Source organism: Leifsonia sp. SIMBA_070 (assembly GCF_046534635.1).
GTDB lineage: Bacteria > Actinomycetota > Actinomycetes > Actinomycetales > Microbacteriaceae > Leifsonia.
Genome location: NZ_JAWRYK010000511.1, coordinates 1 through 258, shown reverse-complemented (window position 1 = coordinate 258; position 258 = coordinate 1). Strand labels below are relative to the sequence as shown.

The window sequence follows — 258 nt, the reverse complement described above, 5'->3', positions numbered from 1 at the left end:
GCGATCTTGAGGATCGAACCCGACCCGTCCGCCATCACGACGCGGTCGCGGCCGTCGAGATAGCCGTACAGGCCGCCGAGCAATCCACCCTTGGTCAGTTGCAATGAAGCGATCGGCTGGGCAGTCGCGGGGTCGAAGAGTGCAACGGTCGGGACGGCAACACCTGGTGGGTTCAACCCGATGTAGGCAGTACATAGTGCGATCGGCATTCCGTCGCTGCCGATGAACGTCGCCGCGCAGGCGCCGCCCGGCAGCGAC

The 258-nt window shown here is 65.5% G+C and carries 1 pseudogene; it reads right to left on the bottom strand.

The annotated features are described in order from the left end of the window. Positions 1-258 (bottom strand): annotated as a pseudogene (locus SB754_RS21260) (hypothetical protein); the annotation flags it as partial.